Origin of the sequence: Halomonas colorata, assembly GCF_014897985.1 — a bacterium.
Classification (GTDB): Bacteria; Pseudomonadota; Gammaproteobacteria; order Pseudomonadales; family Halomonadaceae; genus Vreelandella; species Vreelandella colorata.
This window is the reverse complement of record NZ_JABUZA010000005.1, coordinates 1-23,310: the sequence shown is the minus strand read 5'-3', so window position 1 is coordinate 23,310 and position 23,310 is coordinate 1. Positions and strand designations below refer to the sequence as shown.

At 54.4% G+C, this 23,310-nt stretch carries 19 protein-coding genes and 1 tRNA gene; 12 read left to right on the top strand and 8 right to left on the bottom strand.

Annotated elements, in window-relative coordinates:
• Positions 1 to 110 precede the first annotated feature (110 nt).
• Positions 111 to 395: a DUF2218 domain-containing protein gene (locus INT33_RS04015; RefSeq protein WP_193091175.1), complete on the bottom strand. Its 285-nt coding sequence runs from the start codon at positions 393 to 395 to the stop codon at positions 111 to 113.
• An 89-nt stretch (positions 396 to 484) separates the two neighbouring features.
• The gene (locus INT33_RS04010; protein ID WP_193091174.1) at positions 485 to 2,656 is read right to left on the bottom strand and encodes a TonB-dependent receptor domain-containing protein; all 2,172 of its coding nucleotides are present in this window, start codon (positions 2,654 to 2,656) and stop codon (positions 485 to 487) included.
• A 288-nt stretch (positions 2,657 to 2,944) separates the two neighbouring features.
• Between INT33_RS04010 and INT33_RS04005 the strand changes: the two genes are divergently transcribed.
• From INT33_RS04005 to nadS, 4 genes are all read left to right on the top strand, one after another.
• Entirely contained in the window at positions 2,945 to 3,868 is a 924-nt protein-coding gene (locus INT33_RS04005; RefSeq protein WP_193091173.1) for a LysR family transcriptional regulator, read from the top strand.
• A 376-nt stretch (positions 3,869 to 4,244) separates the two neighbouring features.
• Positions 4,245 to 5,858 carry an endo-1,4-beta-xylanase gene (locus INT33_RS04000; RefSeq protein ID WP_193091172.1) on the top strand — a complete coding sequence of 538 codons (1,614 nt, stop codon included), beginning with the start codon at positions 4,245 to 4,247 and terminating at the stop codon, positions 5,856 to 5,858.
• Positions 5,859 to 6,088: 230 nt separating this feature from the next.
• Positions 6,089 to 6,328: a hypothetical protein gene (locus INT33_RS03995; RefSeq protein ID WP_226940068.1), complete on the top strand. Its 240-nt coding sequence runs from the start codon at positions 6,089 to 6,091 to the stop codon at positions 6,326 to 6,328.
• 96 nt (positions 6,329 to 6,424) lie between these two features.
• Positions 6,425 to 6,709, top strand: coding sequence for a NadS family protein (nadS, locus tag INT33_RS03990; protein WP_193091171.1), 285 nt, complete (start codon positions 6,425 to 6,427; stop codon positions 6,707 to 6,709).
• Between the two features lie 45 nt (positions 6,710 to 6,754).
• Here nadS and INT33_RS03985 read toward each other — a convergent pair whose 3' ends face one another.
• Both INT33_RS03985 and INT33_RS03980 read right to left on the bottom strand, forming a co-directional pair.
• A complete protein-coding gene (locus INT33_RS03985; RefSeq protein WP_192537019.1) occupies positions 6,755 to 7,012 on the bottom strand; it encodes a hypothetical protein in 258 nt (85 codons plus the stop codon).
• Positions 7,013 to 7,296: 284 nt separating this feature from the next.
• Positions 7,297 to 7,373, bottom strand: a tRNA-Ile gene (locus tag INT33_RS03980).
• 112 nt (positions 7,374 to 7,485) lie between these two features.
• Here INT33_RS03980 and INT33_RS03975 point away from each other — a divergent pair.
• Complete coding sequence (locus tag INT33_RS03975; protein ID WP_193091170.1) at positions 7,486 to 8,076, top strand: hypothetical protein; 591 nt, start codon at positions 7,486 to 7,488, stop codon at positions 8,074 to 8,076.
• A 19-nt stretch (positions 8,077 to 8,095) separates the two neighbouring features.
• On the opposite strand, the gene INT33_RS03970 is transcribed toward INT33_RS03975, so the two are convergent.
• From INT33_RS03970 to INT33_RS03955, 4 genes are read right to left on the bottom strand one after another with little or no spacing between them, the layout of a single operon-like run.
• The gene (locus INT33_RS03970) at positions 8,096 to 8,905 is read right to left on the bottom strand and encodes an ABC transporter ATP-binding protein (protein WP_192537014.1); all 810 of its coding nucleotides are present in this window, start codon (positions 8,903 to 8,905) and stop codon (positions 8,096 to 8,098) included.
• Positions 8,902 to 10,035, bottom strand: a complete 1,134-nt coding sequence (locus INT33_RS03965; RefSeq protein WP_193091169.1) for a FecCD family ABC transporter permease — start codon at positions 10,033 to 10,035, stop codon at positions 8,902 to 8,904. Before INT33_RS03965 ends, INT33_RS03970 begins: the two co-directional genes overlap by 4 nt.
• An 8-nt stretch (positions 10,036 to 10,043) precedes the next feature.
• Positions 10,044 to 11,057, bottom strand: a complete 1,014-nt coding sequence (locus INT33_RS03960) for a FecCD family ABC transporter permease (RefSeq protein WP_192537012.1) — start codon at positions 11,055 to 11,057, stop codon at positions 10,044 to 10,046.
• On the bottom strand, positions 11,054 to 11,977 hold the full coding sequence (locus INT33_RS03955) for an ABC transporter substrate-binding protein (protein WP_193091168.1): 924 nt from the start codon (positions 11,975 to 11,977) through the stop codon (positions 11,054 to 11,056). The genes INT33_RS03960 and INT33_RS03955 overlap by 4 nt, the downstream gene beginning before the upstream one ends.
• A 245-nt stretch (positions 11,978 to 12,222) precedes the next feature.
• Between INT33_RS03955 and INT33_RS03950 the strand changes: the two genes are divergently transcribed.
• From INT33_RS03950 to INT33_RS03920, 7 genes are all read left to right on the top strand, one after another.
• Entirely contained in the window at positions 12,223 to 14,439 is a 2,217-nt protein-coding gene (locus INT33_RS03950) for a TonB-dependent receptor domain-containing protein (protein ID WP_193091167.1), read from the top strand.
• Between the two features lie 438 nt (positions 14,440 to 14,877).
• Complete coding sequence (locus tag INT33_RS03945) at positions 14,878 to 16,935, top strand: TonB-dependent receptor domain-containing protein (RefSeq protein WP_193091166.1); 2,058 nt, start codon at positions 14,878 to 14,880, stop codon at positions 16,933 to 16,935.
• Between the two features lie 179 nt (positions 16,936 to 17,114).
• Positions 17,115 to 18,029 carry a LysR family transcriptional regulator gene (locus tag INT33_RS03940; protein WP_193091165.1) on the top strand — a complete coding sequence of 305 codons (915 nt, stop codon included), beginning with the start codon at positions 17,115 to 17,117 and terminating at the stop codon, positions 18,027 to 18,029.
• A 77-nt stretch (positions 18,030 to 18,106) separates the two neighbouring features.
• Positions 18,107 to 18,982, top strand: a complete 876-nt coding sequence (locus tag INT33_RS03935) for an AEC family transporter (protein WP_193091164.1) — start codon at positions 18,107 to 18,109, stop codon at positions 18,980 to 18,982.
• Between the two features lie 134 nt (positions 18,983 to 19,116).
• Positions 19,117 to 20,292 carry a PQQ-dependent sugar dehydrogenase gene (locus tag INT33_RS03930; protein WP_193091163.1) on the top strand — a complete coding sequence of 392 codons (1,176 nt, stop codon included), beginning with the start codon at positions 19,117 to 19,119 and terminating at the stop codon, positions 20,290 to 20,292.
• 50 nt (positions 20,293 to 20,342) lie between these two features.
• A complete protein-coding gene (locus INT33_RS03925) occupies positions 20,343 to 21,788 on the top strand; it encodes a sensor histidine kinase (RefSeq protein ID WP_192537005.1) in 1,446 nt (481 codons plus the stop codon).
• Between the two features lie 11 nt (positions 21,789 to 21,799).
• Positions 21,800 to 23,200 carry a sigma-54-dependent transcriptional regulator gene (locus tag INT33_RS03920; protein ID WP_192537004.1) on the top strand — a complete coding sequence of 467 codons (1,401 nt, stop codon included), beginning with the start codon at positions 21,800 to 21,802 and terminating at the stop codon, positions 23,198 to 23,200.
• Positions 23,201 to 23,310: the final 110 nt, after the last annotated feature.

The following is a 23,310-nucleotide window of genomic DNA, read 5'->3' as shown; positions in this document are numbered from 1 at the left end:
CAAAGGACCCGCGTTTCTCCGCAATTTCTACCAGGATCGCTGCCACGATCAGAACCTATCCTACGCGCACTCACGATCCTGCTTCCTCTTCATTGGGTTCGATATCGGTACTAGATACGCTCCCATGCGAATTGCAGCTCTTCGCCGCGTGGCGCGAAGCGCTGGATATGCTCCGCGACCACGTTCTCCATCTCATCCAGTTCGGCCTCAGGCGCGAACACCGAGACGTGCAACACCATGTCCTCCGCCTGTAATTCGCACGATGAGCCGCCGAAGTCGATGTGTCCGCGCTGTGCATCGAAATCCACAGAAAATTTGTGCCCCCAGTGCTTACATAGCCGGGTGATGTAGCGACTGGCATTCGGTGTTTCAAGCGTTGTTCGGGTCTGGATCATGAAGTCTCCGATCAAAAAAGTAGTAGAAAAAAAACCCGCACCATACGCATGGAAAGGTGCAGAAAATCTTCCATCATGGTGTAGGGGCGTCAGAAACTGGCAGTCAGTGTTGTGAAGTAACGACGCCCTGGTGTGTAAAAATTATTCCCACTGTCCACGTCACCATTGGGGTTGTGATCGAACAGGTTGCGAACACCGGCATTAACGCGCACCCGCTGGTTGATCTGGTAGTTCAGACCTAGGTCATAGATGGTATAGCTGTTCTGGATACGTTGATCACCGAAGCGATCCGCGTTGTTAGCATTGCGCCAGTCGAGATGTACCTGCTTGCCTACAAACTCGGCTTGCAGTGTTGCGCCCAGTGCATCCGTGATCTGCCAGTCGAGTCCGGAGCTGGCGGCCCATTTTGGCACCGCACTCAGTGGTTCACCTGTCGCCTTATTCTCGGCCTTCAACATATGAGTGATATTGGTATTCCACATCACACTCTGGAGCCCGGGGATGGAGGAATGCTCAACCAGTGGCACGGTGAAGTTGGCCTCAAAGCCACGGGTTTCGGCTTCGGCGATGTTCACATACTCTTGCCAGTAGCCCGCCCCGCCCAGGTAGCCCAGACCACGCACATGGATCTTGTCATCGAAGTCGGTGTTGAAGAAAGTCAGCCCGCCCTGCCAAGTATTGCGCTCCCAGCTAGTGCCTAACTCCCAGCTTTGCGTAGTCTCTGGATTTAGATTGGCGTTGCCGCGTGTATAGCAACCACCACCCTGATAGCCATCCGCGCAGCCGGCTCCCCGCGACTCGCTGACGAAGTTCGGATTCGATTCCCGCAGCGTAGGCGCACGAAAGCCCTCGGAATAACCGCCTCGAATTGTCCATTCGCTGGTCGGGTGATAGACCAGGTAACTACGCGGACTGACGTGAGTTCCATGTTCGTCGTGTTGGTCCACCCGCAGACCCAAGGTCAGGCTCAAGCTGTCGCTCAGGAAGATCTCGTCTTCAGCGAAAAGCGCGGAGGCGTTGACCTGTTTGTGCGACAGGCCGACGACGCCATCGGCGTTAGGTAGCGCCCCCACGGAATTAGGGTTATCCAGTTCGGAGCGCTTCCATTGTCCACCGACCGTCAGAAACTGGTCCATCCCGAACGTAACGGGCATGGATAGACTTCCATCCACGACCAGATCTTTCGCCACTGCCTGCGTGTCATAGGCCACATAGGGGTCGCGCTGATCGGGCGGATCCTTTTCAACCAACTGACCGTCACGGATAATCGGTGCAGTGGTGTCATTCCTGTATTCGACCTGGTTGACGGAAAGTTTGGACGTACCGAAATCGTGTCGGCCAGCATAGCTCAGGCCGACGTTTTCGCGCTCCATCTTTGCTGGCCCGCGTGTAAAGGTGGATGTTGAAAATCCACCTGGATTGCTAGCGTCGCCTTCCGGCGCTGGCAGCGTACGCCACTCGCCATGCTGGTAGTCGAAGGAGAGCTGGTGATCGGGGTTGATGTCCCAGTCCAAGCGCCCTCCAAATGAGCGTCGCTTGCTGCCTTCACGGCCGCCTCCCCAGCGGAAGGCGCCATCGGCGCTATCCGGCAGGCCGCTGTCGGCCTGCTGGTATGTCTGCTGGCCGTTGAGGCGTAACGCCAGCCCGTCGGCTAGTGGACCACCAATAGAGAAGCTGCCGTTGTAGTCATTACCGCGAATCGAATCCTCATCGACCACCACACCCGTAGCAAAGCTTCCTCCCCACGTGTCTTCCGTCTTTTTGGTAATGATGTTGATGACACCGCCCATTGCATCCGAACCGTAGAGTGAGGACATCGGCCCGCGCACCACCTCGATGCGCTCGATGGACTCTACTGGAACCCAGTTGAGTTCATTGCGCGTGTAGCGATCGAATGTCTCGCTTGAACTTCCAGTGCGCTGACCATCGATCAGGACCAAGGTGTAGCGCTGCGGCAGACCACGGATCTGGATGCTAGTGCCGCCGTCGGGCGTTGTGCCCTGGGATAGGCCAGGGACGCGGCGCAGCACTTCATTGAGGTCGTTCGTGGGAATTTTTTTGATGTCTTCGGCCGTGATGATCGACACGCTGGCGGGGGCATCCCGAACATCCAACTCGTTGGCCGTTGCCGTCACGGTCACTGCGGGCAGTTCGGTGACCACCCCATCGGAAGATTGTGCATAAGCCGCCATGGTGAGCATTGCCAGAGCAATTGCTGATGCAATCCTATGCAGTTTGAAACGAGAAGAGTGTGCGTTCATGCCAATGCCTTTAAGAAAGCTGGGAGGAAGCGTTAGCGGATGCTGTTCTTTAGGATTGGATTTAAAAGAACAGAACCCGACCTACCGGACGGATGGCAAATATTAGCACTATCGCTTTTTCATCTTCAACATAAATGTTAATCGTTCGCGTTTTGTTATTTTTTGGTTACCACGACAGATTACTCGACGGCCAATGTCAGCCAATTGGTCCTCAAGCATTCGCACTAGCGAAAACGCACAACATGCATTAGTTTCCGCGTGCACGTAATACTTCAGGAGTTGCATCTCATGGTTGATGATTCAGAAACCATCGGCGGAGCATTAGAAGACATTCGCGCGTTCTGCGCGGTCGCCGAGTTTGGAACGGTCTCGGCCGCAGCAAGACAGCTGGGCGAGACCAAGGGAAGTATCAGTCGTCGACTATCACGGCTGGAACATCGGCTTGGCGTGGCCTTGTTGGCACGTGCTCCTCGGGCAGTCTCTCCAACCGAGGAAGGCACCGCCTTTTATATCAAGGCGAGAGAAGCCCTGGCGTGGCTGGACGATGCTGCAGAAGACGCACGTCAATCTCAAGACGTGCCCCAAGGGCATCTACGTGTGACAGCCCCGGTGGATATCGGAATAGAGTTGATGCCCCCCATAGTGGCAAAATTCCGGGCACTTCATCCCCAGATTACCATTGAGCTTCTGTTGACAGATACGCCGCTGGATCTTGCAGCCAATCGCATCGACCTGGCACTGAGAGCGCAAGACGGAAACCTGCCGGATATGGTCTACCGCGCCTCATCGGTAGCTCAATTGCGTGTGGGACTTTATGCCGCCCCCGACTATCTCGAGGCGAACGGATGGTCAGGTGATACACCCGCCGCGCTTGCAGAGCATCATTTTGTCATCTCACGTGAGTTTACGGGGGCCGCACAATTGGTGCTGACCGATCGCCGAGGCCGCACACACGAGGTGGTTATCCGCCCGAGTATTCGTACCAGTGACTATGCCAGCGTGTTGCGCTTGGCGATAGCGGGTGCCGGGATTGGCCCCATTCCCGACTTGGTGGCAGCGGCCCATGTTGCCTCCAGAGCTCTGGTACCGGTGCTGGCGGATTGGAGTCTATCGGAAGGCCAACTCTATGCGATCAGCCTGAATGGTCAGAAGGCACCGGCGCGAGTGCGTGTCTTTCGAGAATTCGTTCGTAGGGAGCTGAATGCCGTTTAGGAAGAAACTTAAGGTTTGCTCACTCTACCGAACCATCAAACATAGTGCCTACGTCTAGAACTGTTGGTCGCCCTTGCTATCCTCCATTGCAAGGGTAAAGACATAGCGAGTGTCGAGGATACTGCGCGGTGGTATAAAGCAATGGGCGAATCAAGCAGTGCTATTAGCGAAGACCCGGCCGAAGACGCATTTGTAAGTTTGTTGTTAAACAATACAGGCGGCTTATGTGGCGAGATTAAGGTCAAGCTGAAGAGCATCACGATAAGAAATATCGTAATGGCGGAAGGAGGATAGCGGAATTGAGCCACAAGGCCACCTAGCGTCTCAATGTTATACGACCTACTACGCACTGGTTCATTTCTTTGGAGGTATTCTCATGACTTCTTCTCCATTAACTTTGTGGGAAGGCTTTTCTGGGGCCACCGTGCAATCTAATGGTGTGCTGTTTGAAGGCCTCGACCGTAAGCTATCGCCGTTGCCTGACTCTGAGGATGCACCGGTACACAACCCATCTCTTAACCTGGCGATGCGCTTTCAGATGGCGGGGGACTTTGAGATCAATATCACCGCTACGTTGTCCGCCGCCAACTCTACTTACTTCATGTTCCACGGGGTTATCCCGATGGTGCAGGATGAGTGGTACTACGCGCTGAGTACCTTCAAGGCCCAGATCGTCAATGGTGACTGGTGCTACTGGTCGCTGTACCACCCTGACAATACCGAGGGGGGTAATGCTGCTGCCAGTGTAGGTAGCAATGTGATTTACACCTTCAAGCGTGAGGGCACCGAGCTTGTGTTTCTGACTAACGGTGTGGAAGTTACCCGTCAGTCGGATCTGGGCCTGTTTGACGATGGGGTGGTTTACCTAAGCCTGGATGAAGCGAACGTGGGTGCGACGTTTCTTGTCACCGAGATCACCACTACCGGTACCGTGGAAGAGACTCCTGTGCGTAGAGTGCCTAAGACAGCGGGCACCTTGCGTGATAAGGCCGGTAAGTTCCGCATGGGTACCGCGGTGTCCACCTATCCGATGGTGTTCGATGAGCAGTACCGTACGATTCTGGGCAATGAGTTTAACCAGATCACCCCTGAGAACTGCATGAAATTCCAGTTCATCCAGCCTGCCCGTGGGGTCTACGACTTCTATGAGTCGGATAAGCTGATCGACTACGCCGAACGTAATGGCATGGACGTGCATGGTCACACGGTGGCGTGGAACGAAGCGACCCCGCAATGGCTGTGGGATGGCTGGCTCGATGGGACCATCACCGCTACCGAAGTAGGTGAGATCCTCGATGAGCATATCGAGATGTTGTTCGGTCGCTATAAGGGCCGCATGGTCTCTTTCGATTTGATCAACGAGCCATTCCTGGACTGGACAGACCAGCTCCGTGATTCCGTCTGGTTCCAGGCATTAGGACGTGGCTACATTGAACGGGCATTACGTAAAGCTCATGAAGTGGATCCGGACGTATTGCTGTTCATTAACGAGTGGGGCTGTGAAGAAGCGGGTGACAAACAGGACTTCCTGTTCAATCTCGTGGTCGAGTTGCAAACCGCCGGCGTGCCCATTCATGGCATTGGCTTGCAGATGCACGAAGACGTGAATGCTGAGTACCAGGCCTCCTGGGATGCGGATAGTACGTCGGTCAGCAAGACGCACTTGACATCAGCGATCGCTCGCTTCCATGCCATTGGCATTGAGGTACGGGTATCTGAGTTGGATATCAACCAGCACCAGATCTTCGCCACCACACCGAAAGCGGTAGCGGCGTGGTACGCGACCTACCTGGAAGCATGCATCGAAGCGGGAGCACACTCATTTACCATGTGGGGCTTCACTGATCGCTGGTCATCGCTTAACGAGTGGTACAACTATTGCGGGCATGGTAACGGGTTGATTTACGATGCCCAGTATCGACCCAAGCTGTCCTACCAAGCGCTTTCAAAAAAATTGGATGAGATGGCAAGTTCTCTTACCCGCCTCTGAAAGGAATGATCTTAAGAACATCGCCTGAATCGCTTCGTGTGAAATATCTAGAACACTGATATTCAGGTAGCTGAGCGTGAGATCATCCACCAGCGTCGATTACCCCTCGGCGCCCCAAACTGTTTAAACGCTTGCCGCGGTAGATAGCGGCAAGATGAAGGATCGATAGTTGATGATCCATAATGTACTATGTACACTAAAAGACGCACTGGCTAAAGGAATGCCCCAACGTGAGCCATGCGATCGAGTTTATCGAAACCCCGACGTTCACACGCCAGATCCAGGCCACTGCAACAGACGACGAATTAAAGGAACTGCAGCGCACCCTGATTGCTCAACCCTACAAAGGTGACCTGATTCAGGGTACAGGCGGGCTACGCAAAATACGCATGGCGTTGGGTAACCAAGGCAAGAGCGGCGGTGCAAGGGGGTTATCTACTTTTTGGCAACGGCAGAGAGAATCTACCTGATACTGGCCTACCCCAAGAGCGTGAAGGACAGCTTAACGCCCGCTGAAAAGGCCGCACTGAAAACACTTACCTACCAATTAAAGGGGAGGTTTCCAAATGAGCATTTTTGACGAACTGCAAACATCGCTGCAGGAAGCCGTTGAGATCAAACAGGGCAAAACTAAGGCTAGCCGTATCACACGCCACGAAGTAGCCGATGTACGAGCTATTCGCGCCAAGCTTCATGTATCTCAGGCAGAATTTGCCAGCGCCATGGGAACCAGCGTTGATACGATTAAAAGCTGGGAAGCCAAGCGTCGCAACCCTACGGGACTAGCCGCTAAGGTACTGGCGACGATTCAGGATAATCCTGCTTTTTTCAATGAGCTTGCCGCACATTAGCACTTCTTTTTCAGTGCAAATGCAGTATCAACATTGAATCGATTTTCATACAGAAGCCTGCTCAATATCTAAAAAATATTTCCCGTAGGAAATGCGCCGATTAAACGAGCCTTTTACGCTGACCACTGCCCGCGCCGGAATATGTGTGGAAGCCTTTTCTGTACTGGATGGCTCCCACTGTACTCCTAGTCGGCTCAATGCCTCTTTAGCAACTTGGTCAAAGCCACCGGGTGCCGCAATCATTGGCTTTCCCATGATATGGTTCTGGCGTGCCTTAGCGTAAAGCCCCTTACCAATACGCACAAGCCTCCCCTGCGCTTCTAATTTTCGAAGCACCCAGCCAACTTGATCATACCCCTCAGAGCAGCGAAATCGTCACGTATAAATACCATACGCCGACTTGTGCGAATCCTAGTACGTATACGCGACTCTAAGATTTCGGCGCACATCAGATATTTAGATTGTATTAGGAAGCTAAACCGGATCATTTAAAGGAAGCAATCACATATGGCCCGAAAATCTTCGGTTGACACTTTGAGGAAAAGTACAGAAAGGAAGGGGAAGCGCGAGGATAAGTCGTTGATAAATGGTGGGCCCAGTAGGACTTGAACCTACGACCAAGGGATTATGAGTCCCCTGCTCTAACCAACTGAGCTATAGGCCCGAAAAGCGTGCATATAATAGCGAATGTGGCGGGGCGAGGCTACCCCTACGCGCGTATCTTGGCGCACTAATGGCACTTTTTGCAGGTTTGCGGGTCTTGAAGGAAGTCCTTTATGCGGAGACGCGCCTTGAAAGCTTTGATTGCTCTTTTCCCGCTGCTGCTAACGGTGCCTGTTCAGGCAGATTGGCAGCTCGATCCTGGTCAGTCTCGCGTTGAGGCGGCAATTACCCAGTTAAACGGGGCGACGCCCCAAACGCATCATCATCAGGTGCGCGATTTACAGGGGGATATTTCGCCGGATGGCACACTGCGCTTGCCGCTGAAACTCAGCCAGACCGACCTGCTTTCGCGTTTTAGTGATCTGCCGCCGTGGGTCGCTTTGCTTTCCAATACGACCCTGGTCACTCTGGTTGGCCAGATGTCGCCGGAGCGGCTAGATGCGCTGGATATCAATGAGTCGTTGGTCGAGACCATTACCTTTCGCGTGCAGAGCGATATGGTGAACCAGGAGGAGTCGGTGCCCTTGCGCTTTACTCGTGAAGGCTTGAATCAGGTGCGGGTGACTCACGCGGAACCCATGGCGCTGGATGGCAAGGCGTTAATGGCCAACAGTACGGTTCGCACACTTCTTACCATGCTGGGTTATCAGCAAATTGATGATCACGTTCCCATTACGCTGGACGCCCTGCTAATCAACCGCTAGTTTTCTGGGCGCCGCTCCTTCAGGCAGGTTCGGTAGCCCGGCGCACGTTTGCGAGTAACGGGCTACCGGTATCAGGGTCAGACAGCAGCGTGCAATCCACCTGATACAGCTTGCGCACCAGCTGAGGGGTGACCACTGTGGCGGGTGCCCCCTGGTCGATAATCTTGCCATCGCACATGGCGATTAAATGATCGGCATAACGGCAGGCGCTAGCTAAATCGTGCAGTACCATCACGACGGTGCGCCCGTGCCCTGCCAGGTGTCGCACCAGCTCGAACACTTCAATCTGATGGCCCAGATCCAGCGCAGAGGTAGGTTCATCCAGCAGCAAAAGCGGGGTTTGCTGGGCGATGGTCATGGCGATCCAGGCGCGCTGGCGTTGGCCGCCGGAAAGCGCATCGATGGGCCGGTCAGCCAAATTTTCAAGCCCCGCTGCGGTCAGCGCATGCTGTACAACGCGCTGGTCTTCCGCCGACCATTGGCGTAGCCAGCCTTGGTGCGGCTGGCGTCCAAAACGAATCAGCTCAGTGACCGTCAGCCCCTCAGGGGCAATGGCTTCCTGGGGCAATAGCGCCAACTGCGTAGCGAGTTGGCGCGACGGCAGGCGCTGAATATCCTCACCGTTAAGCAATACGTTGCCGCCATCAGGTTTATGTAGGCGCGCAAGCCCTGCCAGCAGGGTCGATTTTCCACATCCGTTAGGCCCGACAATCGCCGTCACTTTGGCGCTGGGCAGCGCCACATCCAGGCCGTCGATAACTCGCCGTGTGCCATAGCCCATATCCAACGCTTCGGTGGCAAGGGTCGGCGGGGTTCGAAAATTGTTCATGCGTGACTCCGTTGCGGGCGCATCAAAATCCATAAAAGCCAGGGGCCACCAATAATCGCGGTCACAATCCCTACTGGAAGTTCAATAGGCGCCAGTAGCGTGCGCCCTGCCAGATCCGCCAGTACCATCACTAACGCGCCGGCAAGCGTCGCGGCGACCACCGGCACATGCCGCGGAGTAGACAGCGCGCGAGCAATTTCAGGGCCGATTAGCCCCACCATGCCGACAGGCCCGGCCACGGCTACAGCCAGTGCCGTGAGGACCACCGAAAGCAGGAGTATTTGAACTCGTCGGGCCTTGGCGTTCACGCCCAGGCCGTTGGCCGTGGCTTCGGAAAACCGCAGGATGGTCAGCGAACGGGCCAGCGCCAATGCCGCCACAAAGCCCAGCATCAGCCCGATGCCCAGCAGTTGCACCGAACCACCGGAGCGAGCATTCAGCGAGCCGACCGTCCAGGGATAAGCGGCGTTGGCGGTGTCAATCGCGACCCGCGCCAGCAGCAGTTGAGTGATGGCTCCAAAAACGGCCCCCACGCCGATACCCGCGACAATAAAACGGTAGCCCTGGGTGCCACTGCCTGCCGCCAACCCAAAGGTCAGTACGGCGGCAGTAACCGCACCGGTCAAGGCCATGGCAGACGGTGCTAATGAAACACTCATGCCTACCACAGAAGCCACCGCAAACGCGGTGGCGCCGTTATCGATTCCGATAATGCCCGGTGTCGCCAACCGGTTGCGGGCCAGAGTTTGCATGAGAATACCCGCCAGCGCGAATGCCCCGCCGGTGAGACATGCCGCCACGAGCCGCGGCAGGCGAAGCTCCTGCACCATGAACCCGGTCATCATATCGCCCTGCCCGGCCAGTGCGCTGATCACCTCTCGCGGGTCAAGCGTCAGGCTGCCCAGGCAGAGGTACGCAATACCCGCCAGCAGCAGCGCCAGCAACAGCCCCGTGTTGACCCAGACGGCACGCCGCTCAATCAGAATGCTGGTGCCACGTCCACTCCACCGCCAATAGCCGGTGGGCGGGATTACCGACACCTCATCCGCTGCTTTTATCGAGGGAGCGCTGAAGAGCAGTGCGGCAGTATCCTGTTTTCGGAATTCAGTTTTTAAGCAGCGAGGGGGCATAGACAGGCTCATAACATGGGTAACCGGCGGGCACGTACGGCGGCAATCAACACAGGCGCTCCGCATAATGCAGTCAGCACGCCGAGCGGCAGCTCAGAAGGCGACACCACCACACGCGAAATGATATCGGCCGCCAAAATAATCAAGGGCCCTATCGGCAGGCAAAACCACAGGGTACGCCGGATATCCGGCCCGGCAAAGGCGCGAGCGATAAACGGCACGACCAGGCCCACGAAAATGATCGGCCCGGCAATCGCCGTTGCCGCTCCCACCAGCAGGGCAACACAAAGAACCACCATCGCACGGATAAGCTGAGGGTGATGGCCAAGCCCAGAGGCCATGCGCTCACCCAGCGCCAGCGCCGAAAGCGGCCGCGCAATAAGAGCAATAAGCACCGTACAAAACGCCATGGAAGGCAAGACTGCCCATAGATCCTCCAGGCGACGCCCGGCCAGACTTCCAATGACCCAGAAGCGCACTTCATCGGCCGAGCGCTGGTCGAACAGCAGTATCATGGATGTCATTGCGCCCAAGAGTGCAGAAAAGGCCGCCCCAGCGAGCACCAAGCGTATGGGGTCGTTACCCACTCCGCGCCATCGGGCAACGCCCAGGACGCACAGGCACCCCACCAACGCGCCTACTTGGGCAACGGAAATACGCAATGAGGCAGCGCTTGCGCCCAGCACCAATGCCAGCGCTACGGCAAAGGCGGCGCCTGCGCTTACTCCCAGCAAGCCGGGTTCGGCAAGCGGGTTGCGCGCCACCGCCTGAAGCAGCGCCCCGGATACACCCAGTGCCATGCCCACAGCAATGCCAATCAGAGTACGCGGCGCACGCAGCTCCCAGACCACGAAATACGCCTCGCTGTTCTCATTGCCCAACAGCATCGAAAGCGCCTGCGAAGGCGAAACGGTGCCGGCGCCAACGAGTAGGCTAACGACACTCACCGCCACAAGGGCGGTGAGCAGTAATGCGAGCAGCGTTCGTTGTTCAAGACGCCGCGTTATCAGCGCAACCTTCACGGCAATAAGGCTTCTTCGATATCGTCAAGAAGTGCCTGCGCGGCCAAGGGACCCGATGCGCTGCTCCAGACCTGACCATTGACGGGCACCACGTGACCCTGCTCCACCACGTTCAGGCGAGTAAAGGCGCTGCTTTGCTTGGCGGCGTCTAAAGCCTGCTGCCCTTCTTCGTTGAGCGTGGCAAGGAACAGCCAATCGCCATCGATTAGCGAAAGGTTCTCAAGGCTCAAAATATCGCTGTGCGCACTGCCTTCTTTCACCAGCCCCTGGTCATCAACCGTTAATCCGGTAGAGGCAAGAACACCGGTCGAGAACAGTTCTGATGACATGACCATCGGGCCTGCCGGCATCCAGCGGACGATGTAAGCACTGCCGCCAACCTCGGCTTCACTAAGGCGCTGATTAAGTTCAGCAGCGCGCTGCTCAACGGCTTCGAGCACCTCATTAATCTCAGCATCCTTACCCAACGCCTGGCCGAAAAGGCGTGATTCATCTTTCCAGCCTTCCTTGGAAAGACCTGTGGTGTTGGGCACAACAGTAGGAGCAATGCGGGAAAGCAGACGGTACTGCTCTTCAGGAAGCTGGGGAGCGGCAAGAATCAGATCTGGCTGCAGGCGGAGGATAGCTTCAATGTTGGTTTCACGGGCAACGCCTACCATTTCCAACTGGCTGGTATCGATGTGCTCCCCCATGTAAGTCGCCACCTCGTTGCCGCCACGCGTGGCGATGGCGCCAATCGGCGTGACACCCGCCGCGACCGATGCATCCAGCGCGCCTTCGTAAAGCGTCACGATACGCTCTGGCGAGTCGGGCACTTCCACTTCGCCAAACGCGGTATCAAGTTCCCGCGCTTGCGCATTGGCGGCCAAACTACTTAACAACACACCGGTCAGGCTAAGGCGCAGTACTGTACGCAGCATTGTGAACCCCTACTGTTAATTTATTTCTTTAATAGTAACGATTCTCAAAAGCAAATGCAGTACTATTTCATAGAATAACTCGTTCCATTTCTAGCAACACCAGATCCTATCGATAAACGTTGCCGTTATTGCAACAGATTGTTCCTTGATATTAACTCGCGCATGGGAACTTTTCTTCTTAGAATCCCCGCCTTATTTGATAATAAATATCATTAGCAAGTAAATCATAAACATGGGGGATCGCTATGCCACGCTTTACTCGTAATGCTTTAGCCAGCGCTGTTGCTCTTGGACTTGCTGCCGGAGTGGCCAATGCCCAGGAAAATACTCAGCTTAATAATATGGTGGTTACCGCTACTGGGTATGAGCAGTCGCTGAATAGTGCCCCTGCGAGTATCTCTGTGGTAACGCGAGAAGAATTAGAGCAAAAGCAGTTCTCCAATATCGCCGAGGCGATTGCTGATGTACCAGGAGTCGATGTACGTTCCGGCACAGGCAAGACCGGCGGCTACAATATCTCCATTCGCGGCATGCCGAGTGCTTATACGCTGATTCTGATTGATGGCCGTCGCCAAAATACCTCCGGCGATGTTACGCCCAACGGTTTTGGTGAAACCTCAACAAGCTTTATGCCGCCGCTTTCGGCCATTGAGCGTATCGAAGTGATTCGCGGCCCGATGTCGACGCTTTACGGCTCAGACGCCATGGGCGGCGTTATCAATATTATCACCCGCCGCGTGGGTACCGACTGGGCAGGCTCTGTCTCGGTTGAAAACACCTTCCAACAAGATCGCGATGCGGGCAACGACTCAGCGATCAATCTGTATGTTTCCGGCCCGCTCGTCGAAGACACCCTGGGCCTGCAGCTACGTGGTCGAGTATATGACCGCGACAGCTCTGAGCGCATGGTCGAAAACAGTGTCGGGCGCGACCCGCGCCCTTCCGAAGCGCGCATCTACTCAATTGGCGGGCGCTTGAACCTCACGCCGGATGACACTAACGAGGTGTGGCTGGACGCCGAGCGCTCCCGCCAGGTTTACGACAATTCAGATTGCCGCCTGGGCAGCCTGGACGGTCTGAGACGTAACGACTGCGCCACCCCCGACCCAAGCCCAAGCGCCAACTTCGGCTACGAGGATGAGCTGCGTTTCAACCGCGACCAGATCGCTGTAGGCCATACCGGCCGTTACGCAGCCGGTACGCTGGAGAGTAGCGTTACCCACAATTTTACCGAATCGCTTGGCCGCACACTGCCAGCAGGCAACGCGCCCGACTACGGTTATGTCGCTCAGGGAGGCGAGCCGCGCCTTCTGGAAAACCGCGATATCGTGGTCGACAGCAAATTTGTTGCGCCGCTGGATAACCACATGGTGACCGTGGGCGGCCAGTACATCGATGCCGAACTCAAGGACGGCACGGCAGGTAACGAGAAGTTCTCGCAATCCAGCTGGGCAATGTTTCTTGAAGATGAGTGGTTTCTAAGACACGACCTGGCGCTGACGCTGGGCGGGCGCTATGAGCACCATAACGCCTTTGGCGGCCACTTTAGCCCGCGTGGCTATCTGGTTTGGGAAACCACGGATAACTGGACGCTTAAAGGTGGTATTAGCCAAGGTTATAAAACACCTACGCTCAACCAGCTTCACGACGGTATTAATGGTTTCGGTAACCAGGGTCAGTCAATTAGCCTGGGCTCTCCCAACCTGAAGCCTGAAAAGAGTACCAACTATGAGCTGGGCGCTATTTACGACAACCTTGACGGTTTCTCTGTCGGCGCAACGGCCTTCTTCACCCAGTTCCGTGACCGCATTTCGTCTGGCGACGACCTGCCCAACTGCCAATTCATCGACGCTGATGGTAACCAGCCGTTTGCCAATGCCGCGAACTGCTTGAGCGTGGGCAACTTTACCCAGCAGGATAGCTTCGGCCAGTCGGTCAATGTGGATCGCGCGGAAACTCGCGGTGTTGAGCTGAACACCAGCTACCAGATTGCGCCTGCCTGGACAATCAGCGGTGGTTATACCTATACCGACACCGAAATCACTTCCGGTGAAAATGAAGGCCAAGCGCTCACCAATGCGCCCAAGCACAAGCTGACGGCCGATCTTAACTGGGCGATCAACGAGCGCTGGAATACGGCCTTGGAAGGTGAGTACTACTCTTCGCGTGAGCGCTTTAGTAGCGGCGTCACCGGCTCATCAGCTGCTCTGGTCGAAGAACTGGGCAATAACCTGAAAGGCTATACGCTGTTTAATCTGCGCAGCTCCTACCAGGTTTCTGACAACGTTCGTTTGTCTGGCACTATTTACAACCTCTTTGATAAGGATTTTTCCGCGTACGACACTTATCAATACGACGGCGATACTTACATTGCTTATGAATATACCCAGACAGGTCGCGCCACTGACGGCGTGGCGCTTGATGGCCGCAGCCTGTGGGTTTCGGCAACCTATGACTTTTAACCGTCGATAGCCCTTTGAAACAGTCCTTTGAAACAGTCCTTTGAAATAGTCTTCGAAGTCGCTCGGACAATAGGTTCTCGAAAATCGCTCGCAACGTTCCACTTATTGTTTCAATGCTGACTTGACGCCCTGGCCTAGTGCCGGGGCTTTTTTTATGGACTTGTTTAATCAACCGACCAAGCTATTGGCGTCCTTCTGAGGCCAGCCTCCGCCCTCTTTAATGATCACCAACGTCACAGAACACGACAGGTGATTACATCTACGCCTTTAAAAAATTACGAAGTTATTACAGTTGCGTACATCACAACAGTTTGTTCATGGTTTCATCCTCGATTAATGGAACCTTTAACAATAGAATACAAATCTCATATGAGAATACATAACAGATGTAAACATTATTCATAAAAGCAAACTGCAATATCATTTCAAGGGAAAAACATGGCTTATTTTTCACGTCGCGCCTTGGCTAATGCCATTAGCCTGTCTTCAATGGCCATCGCTGCCGCTGCTACCGCACAGGAAAACACCTCGCTTGATCCGGTTGTGGTGACTGCATCGGGCTTTGAGCAGTCCATCGCGGATGCGCCCGCAAGTATTTCCGTGATCAGCGGTGAAGAGCTGAACCGCCAGTCCTATAGCGATATTACGGATGCGGTTAAGAACATCCCGGGCGTCTACGTGACCGGTGGCGGTGAAGCACAGGACATCAGCATCCGCGGAATGGACAATAGCTACACGCTGTACCTGATCGATGGTCGCCCTATTTCGGCCGGACGAGCGGTTAATACTAACGGGCAGGACGAAGGCAAGCAGATCGGGCTTCCGCCCATTTCAATGATTGAGCGTGTTGAAGTCATTCGTGGCCCCATGTCCTCGCTCTATGGTTCGCAGGCAATGGGCGGTGTGATCAACATCATTACCAAGCGCGTGCCAGATGAGTGGTCGGGCCAGGTGACGACTGAGTACACTCACTCGCTCAACGATATCAACAACGACTCGCAACAGATTAGCTTCTATACCGGAGGCGCTCTGATCGAAGGGCTGCTCGGCTTACGCGTGCATGGCAGTTGGCGCGGCACGGAAGAGAGTGATTACGAGGGTGGTGGCGACAACGCTGAAAGTACGCCTGACAGCGATACGCGCCAGATCGGTGCCGAACTCGTTTTGACCCCGGATGAACTGAACGAATACAGCTTCGGCTATACTGCTTCCACCAAAGAGTTCACCCATACGCCTGGGCGAAGCGTTCCCGAAATTGATAGCCGCGGGAACCCCGCCAGCGCCAGCACCTACCGCTATGACAAGGATGTATTTACGTTAGGCCATAAAGGCACCTATGGCGCCTTTATGACAGATACCTACCTGCAGCACGATATTTCAGAGCGGGTAAATACCACGCCCGATGAGAAGCGCGAAGAAGTAACGACGCTTAACAACCAGTCGACCTACTTCTGGGGCGACCATATGCTGACCTTTGGCGGTCAATACCGGATAGAAGATTTGGTCGATGACACGAATGGACTGCTCGGCAATAGCCCTAACGCCATGCGCAGCGTTGACCGCTGGATTGCCGCGCTATTCGTCGAAATGGAGTGGAGTCTTACGGATGCCTTCAGTGTCACCACCGGCATGCGTTACGATGACGACGAGCTCTTCGGCGGCCACCTTTCTCCGCGTATCTATGCAAACTATCACCTGACGCCCGAATGGACATTTAAAGGCGGTGTATCTACTGGTTACTCCCAGCCTGGCCTTGCCGCAGCCACTGAAGGCTTTGGTCGCGGCACGGGTGGCGGTGGCTCCCCGGCGCCCCATGCACGCGCGCTGATCATCGGTAATGAAAATCTCGATCCTGAAACCAGCACTAACTATGAAGCCGGGTTTGTCTTTACTAGCGATGATCGCCGCCTTACCTCAAGCATGATGCTGTTCCACACCCAGTTTGAGGACAAGATCGCAGAAGACCGCTACTGCAACACGGCGGATGCCGATCGCAATGATCCGTCTACCTGGGAGTGCCCCTACGCCGGTAACGAGTATGTGTTCATCAGCACTTACCGCAATATCGATGAAGCGCAAATGCAGGGCGTAGAATTCACATTAGATTACGACGTTACCCAGGACGTACGCCTAAGCTCCAGCTATACCTATACCGACTCTGAGCAGAAGTCGGGTGAGTTTGCTGGCGAGCCGCTTAATAAGATCCCCGAGCATATGTTTAACCTCGCGGTGGATTGGCAGGCCACACCTGAAATGAACCTGTGGACTCAAGGAAATTATCGCGGCTCCACAAGCGATTTCCTATCACGTACCAGCATGAGTGACGGCACGCCAGGATACGGCTTTGTCGATGCCGGTCTGGTTTATAGACTGACGGACCGCGCGCAAGTTAAAGCAGGGATCTATAATATTGCCAACAAAGAAGTGACGAACGATGAGTACGGGGTAGTACTGGATGGACGTCGGTACAACCTGGGCCTCACGTTCGACTTCTAATGGTTGTTTGACTGGCCATACTCTCTCGATTCTTTTGCCTCGCTTAACGCGGGGCTTTTCTTTTTTCTTTGACTTAGATTGCAACATTTACCTAACCGCAAACTGTGAAATGCATATTATTTGCATCCCCGTTTTTAAGTGGCACAATAGACGACTCTTAATTGCTGTGTGATCTGACAATGTATGACTTTGACGAACTCGCTGCTTTCGCTGACGTAATGGCAACAGGCAGCTTGACACGCAGTGCCCAAAAGCTGGGGTTAGCCAAATCGACCCTGAGCCGCCGCATCAGCCAATTGGAAACGCGACTCAATCAACCGCTATTAAGGCGCCAGGCTAACCGGTTGATTCCTACCGAAGCTGGCCTACTGTTTCATACGTACTGTACTGAACTGCTGACAATGGCCAATCACAGCCAAGAAGCCCTGGCGGAGCTGCGCGAAGAGATCAGCGGTCTCGTTACGCTTGAGGCCCATGGCGCATTGGCACGCAGTTGGATGTCTGAGACCGTCAACGCGTTTTTAAATCGTTACCCAAAGGTAGAGCTGGCCCTTCATACACGCGAAACGCCGCCTTCCAAGATGCACAGCAATAGCGTGCACGTGTGGTTAGGCCATACGCACGAATGCGGCCTTAATCAGGAACGGCTCGGCCATTTAGCCCGCGGCCTGTATGCCAGCCCGCGCTATTTAGCCGGGGCCTGCGCGCTAACCCGCCCAGATGAGCTTGAACACCATGCGTGGGTTGATTTACTGGATAGCGCACCCAATGGGCTATTGTTAGGCCACTCAGAACATGGCGAGTACCTTTTCACACCCCCACATTCGCGTCTGCGGGTGGATTTAACCGCGTTGCATATTGATGCGATTGCGAGCGGCCAAGGCATAGGGCTGTTGCCACACTGGCTAGTAGAAAGACGCGAGCAACACCACCCCGGTGATTTAATTAACTGCCTACCTGGCTGGGAGCCGGCGCCGCTGCCTGTCACGCTACTCTACGCCTATGGTTATCAGTCTAGACGCATCAACGCGCTGCTTGAATTTCTGCGTGAGTACACACCCAAGCAATGGCGTATACCGGTAAGCACCACTTAATCAATTTATCTATTTGCCTTGCCAGTTAGTCTGCTCATTAACGACAATGGGCAACGAATGATTGCCAGGGATAACCAATGCTTGCCGAACTTTTTGCCGTCATGGCCCCCGTACTTGCTGGTGCGGGGCTGGGTTTTTTATGGATTCGCTTAGGGCATCCATACCCTGTCGATTTCGTGACTCGCTTGGTTTTCAACATCGGAACTCCTGCGCTCGTGCTTGCTTCATTAGCAGGTGCCGACATCGATGCCAGTACCTTTGGCCGCACCATGCTCGCCACCGCACTGGTGATTATTACGATGGGGGTAGCAACGTTCGGTGTTGCCAAGCTGCTGCGCCGTGATTGGCGGGTATTACTGGCGCCCATGATGTATCCCAATACCGGCAACATGGGTCTTCCCGTGGTGCTTTATGCGTTTGGTAGCGCTGGCTTTGCATATGGCATCACAGCGATGATTACCGTATCGCTGTTTCAGTTCACCTTGGGTGCTGCCCTCCAAAGTCGTGGCAATCCGCTTAAAACTCTGGTTAAAACACCCACGGTTTATGCCATATTGATTTCGATGGTGCTGCTGCTGACCAATACTTCATTGCCACCTTGGCTCTCCAACACAGTGGGCCTAATGTCTGGTTTTACCGTACCGTTGATGTTGATTACCCTAGGTGTTTCTCTGGCAAGTATTCAGGTCAAAAACCTACGTTCAGGGCTTGGCTTTAGCTTGGTGCGTATCCCCTTGGCGGCCGGTGCTGCTTGGCTGATTGCCGGTTGGCTGGGGCTTCCGCCGCTCGCGCAAAGTATTTTGGTCGTGCAGATGTGCATGCCAGTGGCTGTGTTCAACTATTTGTTTGCCCAGCGCGCCCAGCGTGAGCCCGCCTATGTAGCGAGTCTGGTATTTTGCTCTACCCTATTAGCACTGTTCTATCTTCCTGTTCTATTGGCTCTATTGATGTAGCCTGGAAGAGCCTTCCCGAAAGGCAATGCGTCACTGCTAAACTAAAAGCCTGGCAACTATCGCTATACTGACCGTTACGAAAACGGTTTCAACGACGGTTTCAGTGCGGTCCCGTCATTACCGGAGAGCTCTTTATGCAAAATGCAAACAAGGCTTATGCGCTACCCCGCTGGCTAGCGCCTGGACTTACCACACTCTGCCTAGCTGCAAGCTTAAGTAGCGCCCATGCAGAAACCGTGGGTGAGGTGGTCCAGACCGAGTATCTTGATTTTACGATTGAGCGGATAGCCGGAGATTTTGAACATCCCTGGGCGGTGGCGTTTTTACCGGATGGCCGTTTTCTGGTCAGTGAGCGTAACGGCCAGTTGAATCTGGTTGATGAAGAAGGCCACTCAAGAGCGCTTGAGGGCATGCCGCGCGTCAACCATCACGGTCAGGGCGGGCTGCTGGATGTTGTACTCCACCCTGAGTTTGGTGACGCCAGCGGCGAGCATGACTGGATTTACTTTACCTGGAGCAAGCCAGATGACAATGGCAGCCGCAGTGCGCTCTCCCGGGTAAAATGGCAGGGTGATGCGCTGGGCGATGTGGAACACCTGTTTGAACAGGATCGCGCATCCGGCCCCGGCCGCCATTACGGTTCACGTATTGCCTGGTTAACCGATGGCACGCTTTTAATGAGCGTTGGCGATCGTGGCTCCGACCCATCTAGAGCCCAGGCAAGCGACGATCATGCGGGCTCTACGCTGCGCCTGACGGAAAACGGCGATGTGCCAGAAGATAACCCGTTTGTGGACAATACCAATACCCTGGATGAGATTTACTCCATGGGGAATCGCAATATTCAAGGCATGATCGTACGCAGCAACGGTGAGGCATGGGTAACAGAACATGGCCCGCTTACCGGCGATGAGCTGAATCATATTCAGGCAGGCCTTAACTATGGCTGGCCGGAAGTCACGCTAGGCAACGATTACGCTACCAATGAGCCGCTAGGGGCAGACTCACTCCCCGGCATGGTCGATCCTCACTATGCTTTTGAAGGCCGCTTTGCGCCTTCAGGTTTGGCAGAAGTCAGTGGCGAGCGCTTTAGCGACTGGGAAGGTGATTTACTCGCTGGCGGTTTGAGTAGCGAGCAACTGCTGCGCCTGCGCCTTGACGGCGAGGAAGTGACGGAAAACGAGCGCCTTCTGGATGGCCAGATCGGGCGTATTCGCGATGTTCGCCAAGGCCCCGATGGCGCAATTTACTTGCTAACTGACGAGACCCAAGGCAGCCTTTACCGTCTTCTGCCCACAGAGCAACCTTAAAACACTGTGCTTTTCATTGATGAAAGGCTTGATACCCATACGGAAGCAGCATGCGACTTCGTAATTTAATTATCTTAACCGTTATCGTACCGCTGTTTGTTGTATTGGTGGTATTTAGCATCGTCGCCATCAAATCGCTGGAAGACAATGTTCGCTCCAAACTGCAAACCGAAGTCGAAATTATTACTCGGGCGCTGAGCACCTCTTTAAGCTATGCCGTTACACGAGAAAGCCCGGCCCCTTTGGAAGAGGCGCTACAGTCAGCGTTCTCTTTTCACCGTATCTATGGGGCCTATGTTTTTGATCTGCAGGGGCGTGAAGTTTACGGGCTGGGGTTAGGCAAAGATCTCTTCACACCCGAGGAGATCCGCCAGGTTATCGAACGTGACGACCTTTACAGCAATTACCGCCAGCAAGAGGGCTGGACTTACTATTCAGCCATCACACCGTTGCGCACCCAGGACGGCACGGTACACGGCGTACTTCAGGTAAACCGTTTGAATACCGGTATCGAGAACTACACCGGGTTCATCAGTATCGTGGCGGTCCTTGTGTTTGTGATTGGCGCGGCCGGCATCGTGTTCAGCATCTGGTGGGGGTTCAGGCGCTATATAGAGCGCCCGCTAAACCGCTTATTGCACGTTATGCTTTTGGTGGAAGACGGCGATCGGAGCCAGCGCGCTACCGTAGACGGCCCCACTGAGTATCGTCGGCTTGCCTCGGGCTTAAACGGTATGCTCGACGCTATGGCAGAAAAAGATCGCGATATTGAAGTGCGTCAGCACAGGGAGATCGAGCTTGAAAAACGCCTGCGCAAATCTAAAAAATTAGCCGAACTAGGCGTTTTAGCCGCAGGAGTTGCCCACGAAATCGGGGCGCCGCTGACGGTTATTAATGGCCAGGCCCAGCGTTTAGCGCGCCGTGACGTAATTGGTGATGATGAACGCGCAAAATTAGGGCGTATTCGTAATGAAGTAGAGCGCATTGTTGAAATCGTGCGCCAGCTGATGGAATTAGGTCGCCAGCATAATGTCGAAAAAGGCGAACTGGCATTAGATCAACTTATCCAAAATGCCAGCGAGTTAGTGGAAGAGGAGCTGGAGCCAAGAAATATACGGCTGGACGTTGATCTTCCGTTGCCCACCCCCCATTTATTAGCAAATGGTCAGCAAATCGTTCAGGTGCTTACCAACTTATTGCGCAATGCCGCGCAGGCGCCTGGGGTTTCTCATGTTCGCGTTCGAGCGCGCAAGAATGAACATGAACTAACGCTCTGGGTGGAAGACAACGGGCCCGGGATCCCCGTCGCAAATCATCAGCACGTTTTTGATCCCTTTTTTACCACCAAGCCGGTGGGCCAAGGCAGCGGCTTAGGACTTTCTATGGTGCACCGTATTATTAATGATCACGGCGGTACGATTGGCGTATTTAACAGTACTCTTGGCGGTGCTGGGTTTGAAATCACGCTACCCCTTAGTGAAACCGCATCCGCTTGAGGACAACATTTGTGACCCATCAGGAACACCCTTTACCGTTGTTGGTAGTGGAAGATGACCCCGCGATACGAGAGCTGTTAGAGGAAGAGTTGAACGATGCGGGCTATCAGACGCTTGGCGTGCCTAGCGCTGAAGAGGCAATCGCCCTATTAAGCCATACGCCAGTGGCCATGATGATTACCGATGTACGTCTGCCCGGAATGACCGGCATTCAGCTTCTTCAGCAGCTTCGCCAAAGTGGCAGTGAGCTGGGGATTATTGTGATTACCGCTTTTGGTACGATTGACCAGGCAGTAGAAGCACTCAAGCTGGGAGCGGATGATTTTTTAACCAAGCCGCTTGATCTGGACGCTATTCGTGAAGCCGTCTTTCGGGTGCTGGAGCGTCAGCGCCTATCGCTCTCCCATGATACGGAGCTCAGCCATTTTCATGGCATTGTGGGTAAAAGCCATGTGATGCAGTCGCTTTTTCATGACGCCTCACGCTTGGCTAAAAGCAATGCCCCTATTCTGATTCTGGGCGAAAGCGGCACCGGCAAGGAGCTGCTGGCGCGTGCAATCCATCAAGAAAGTCCACGCCATGACGCCCCCTTTATAGCCGTCAACTGTGCCAGCATTCCTGCTGATCTAATGGAAAGCGAGTTTTTTGGTCATGTAAAAGGTGCTTTCACAGGGGCTAACGAAGCGCGGAAAGGACTGTTTCATACCGCCCAGGGCGGCAGCTTGTTTTTGGATGAGATCGGTGAAATGCCGATTAACCTACAGGCTAAACTGCTCCGTGCGCTTCAGGAAAAAACCGTACGCCCGGTGGGCGGCGAGCGCGAAGAGCCGGTGGATGTGCGCATCATTGCCGCCACACACCGTAACCTGGATAAAGAAATCGAGCAGGAGAGCTTTCGTAGCGATTTATTTTATCGACTGGAAACCTTTTCGCTGCGGATTCCGCCCCTGCGTGAGCGGGGCACCGATATTGAACATCTGATTTTTGCGCTTATTGATAAGCATTCAGAAGCGCAGAACAAGCAGATTGAACAGATTGAGCCTGATGCTTTAAATAGCCTTCTGAACTACACCTACCCAGGTAACGTGCGCGAGTTGGAAAACGCGGTAATGCGCGCTGTCACACTTAGCGAAGACGGCATTCTGCAGCATCAAGACCTACCTGAAAGGCTGCGCGAACACGCATCCCAAGAAACCAGTGTGGAAATCACCCCTACGTTGAGCGGTGAAATACTCCCAGGCACACAACTACCGGCCCCCTCACCTACCCGCTGGCCAAGCCTTGAGGAAGTAGAAAAGCGCTATATACGCAAAGTATTGGAAGCAACTGGCGGCAATAAACGCCGCACAGCAGAGCTTCTGGGGATTGCGCGACGAACGCTGTATCGCCGTCTTGAAGATACGGAAGAGTAAGAACTTTTTTATCTAGGAGGCCAAATTAGCTACGGTAGATTCAATCGGTCAGTGCAACATAATGCACACTGGTAACTATCGGGGCTTTCAGAATGCAGAAGCAAGTATCA